This is a genomic window from Desulfobacter curvatus DSM 3379 (genome assembly GCF_000373985.1).
Lineage (GTDB): Bacteria > Desulfobacterota > Desulfobacteria > Desulfobacterales > Desulfobacteraceae > Desulfobacter > Desulfobacter curvatus.
Window position 1 is genome coordinate 1 of sequence record NZ_KB893004.1, and the last position, 2,150, is coordinate 2,150.

The following is a 2,150-nucleotide window of genomic DNA, read 5'->3' on the forward strand; positions in this document are numbered from 1 at the left end:
CAAGATGGGTTAAGCGTAGGCAGAGAATCTTGTAGGCCGCAGGGGTGGTCGTGCACCCTGAAGTGCTGGTACAGCTTCGAGAGAGCAACCCGCGGACGCCGAGGGTTTTAACGGTCGCCGAAGGCAACACAGAAGCATCCGTTATTGGCAAGGATGTGAAGGTCCGCGCGGAAGCGAGTCTAACCGAAGAACCGGATGCGGGAAAACCGCACGTCCGGGACTGTGCGGGGGGCGCTGGGTGACCGGCGTTCCTACCGCGAGATCTTTGCAAAAGGCAGCATCTTGACAATTTGTATCCTGAGAGATACATTTAAGCATGAAATATACGTTAGAAAGCACACCGGAATATGATAAATGGTTTGCCAAGCTGAAAGATGCTTTGACCAAGACCAGAATCTTGGCACGCCTCAGCCGGATTGAAAAAGGTGATTTTGGCGACTATAAGCCCTTAGAAGCCAATTTATTTGAGTTGCGCTTTTTCTTTGGGCCTGGCTGGCGCATTTACTATACCATCAAAAATGACAGTGTTGTCATTCTGTTGGTTGGCGGGGAAAAATCCAGTCAAGAAAAAGATATTGCCAAGGCTTCTGAGCTATTGGCTGAGATGGAGGAATAAAATATGGCCTTAAAAACTAAACCTTTCGACATTGCTGAACATTTGAATACGCCTGAAGACATTCGCTTGTTCTTGCAGGAAGTTGCAAGTACCGGCGATGAGTCTGACTTTATTCACGCCTTGAATACCGCAGCTAGAGCAATGGGTATGACAGAGGTGGCCAAGAAGGCAGGCGTTAGTAGAGCAAGCCTTTACAAATCTCTATCTGAAGACGGGAACCCTCAATTTAGCACCATAAGCAAAGTGACTAAGGCTCTTGGTTGTAAACTGGCTATAGCTTGACGAAGCCTTATTGTTCAAAAGAAAGCATCCAATAAACCATTCGAAGCTAAACCATTCGAAGCCAATAAAAGTGATGGTAATAAAAAGATAACAAAAACGCTGGAGAGGGACCAGGCTCACTGCGCGGCCTTTCGGGAGTGCCTGGTTCAGGAAAATTTAAACTTTTATCGGAGCTTTTTGGGTTTAAGAAGCCTGGCCCCTCAGCTCCCCGTTCGCTTTCTATAATTTTGACATTATGGTGCTGTAGTGCTATAATGTCTAAAAATAATTTTGGGAGGTGAAACATGTCCACATTATCAAAAAGATCAACAATATACTTGGACCCTTTTCTTCATCAGGCATTGCGGCTTAAATCTATTGAAACATCACAATCAATGTCTGAAATAATCAATGAGGTTTTAAGGGAGGCATTATCTGAAGATGCAGAGGATCTTGCGGCCTTTGATGAAAGAGCAAATGAATCTTTGATAAGCTACGAACAAATGGTCAAGAGATTGAAAAAAGATGGCCGTTTATAAAATTTTTTTTAAAGATTCCGTATGGAAAGATTTTAAATCAATACCGGATAAAGATTTAACCAAGATTTTAGCTTGTATTGAATCCCTTGGCAAAGACCCTCGCCAACCTGGATGCAAAAAGCTAAGCAAGCAAGAACGATATCGGCTCCGGTATGGTAGATACAGAATTATCTATTCAATCCAAGATAATGAACTTTCAATTTGGGTTGTTAAGGTAGGGCATCGTAAGAGTGTTTATAAATAAAGCGAAAAAAAAACGCTGGAGAGGGACCGGGCTACCTGAGCGGCGTTTTGGAAAGTATGTGGTTCAAGAAACTTTACCTTTTATCTGAGCTTTTAGGGTTTAAAAGCCCGGCCCCTCAGCTCAGCGTTGTGGTGCGACACGAAGTCGCATTATTGGCTGTTTGGCGGGCCAGTCGGTCCTGACCAAACCCGGCATTCTCCTGCCGGTACCCCTAGGTGGCATGCGGTTGCCGGTGCATCCGGCAACGGTGTGAAGCCCAACCGACAACGTACCGAATTCCGCAGTTGCGGAAGGGGTAAAAAGCCGTGAGGCAGATACCCTCCTGGAAGCCTCAATCCGGGTGAGGGCAAGGGTTTGGATGATATGGTCAAATTAATTGAATGTTCCGTAAGTACCGTCAGGGAGAACAAGCTAAAGAGGCTGGTAAGCTTGGACCAAAAGGTGAGCGGTCAGGTTGCAGGTTTCTCAACTGCCTGCACGGAGATGTTGC

The 2,150-nt window shown here is 45.7% G+C and carries 4 protein-coding genes; all 4 read left to right on the forward strand.

The genetic code is table 11. From position 1 onward, the window contains the following. Window positions 1-316 precede the first annotated feature (316 nt). The 4 genes from B147_RS0108325 (at window position 317) to B147_RS0108340 (ending at window position 1,660) form a co-directional block, all read left to right on the forward strand. Window positions 317-616, forward strand: a complete 300-nt coding sequence (locus B147_RS0108325; RefSeq protein WP_020586754.1) for a type II toxin-antitoxin system RelE/ParE family toxin — start codon at window positions 317-319, stop codon at window positions 614-616. A gap of 3 nt (window positions 617-619) precedes the next feature. After that, window positions 620-898, forward strand: coding sequence for an addiction module antidote protein (locus B147_RS0108330; protein ID WP_020586755.1), 279 nt, complete (start codon window positions 620-622; stop codon window positions 896-898). Between the two features lie 284 nt (window positions 899-1,182). Continuing rightward, window positions 1,183-1,416 carry a hypothetical protein gene (locus B147_RS0108335; RefSeq protein WP_020586756.1) on the forward strand — a complete coding sequence of 78 codons (234 nt, stop codon included), beginning with the start codon at window positions 1,183-1,185 and terminating at the stop codon, window positions 1,414-1,416. Continuing rightward, the gene (locus tag B147_RS0108340; RefSeq protein WP_020586757.1) at window positions 1,403-1,660 is read left to right on the forward strand and encodes a type II toxin-antitoxin system RelE family toxin; all 258 of its coding nucleotides are present in this window, start codon (window positions 1,403-1,405) and stop codon (window positions 1,658-1,660) included. Before B147_RS0108335 ends, B147_RS0108340 begins: the two co-directional genes overlap by 14 nt. Window positions 1,661-2,150 lie beyond the last annotated feature (490 nt).

What these genes read in the sequence shown, in the direction of transcription:
- B147_RS0108325 (WP_020586754.1), top strand. Translation starts at nt 317, where the DNA reads ATGAAATATACGTTAGAAAGCACACCGGAATATGATAAATGGTTTGCC.
- B147_RS0108340 (WP_020586757.1), top strand. Translation starts at nt 1,403, where the DNA reads ATGGCCGTTTATAAAATTTTTTTTAAAGATTCCGTATGGAAAGATTTT.
- B147_RS0108335 (WP_020586756.1), top strand. Translation starts at nt 1,183, where the DNA reads ATGTCCACATTATCAAAAAGATCAACAATATACTTGGACCCTTTTCTT.
- B147_RS0108330 (WP_020586755.1), top strand. Translation starts at nt 620, where the DNA reads ATGGCCTTAAAAACTAAACCTTTCGACATTGCTGAACATTTGAATACG.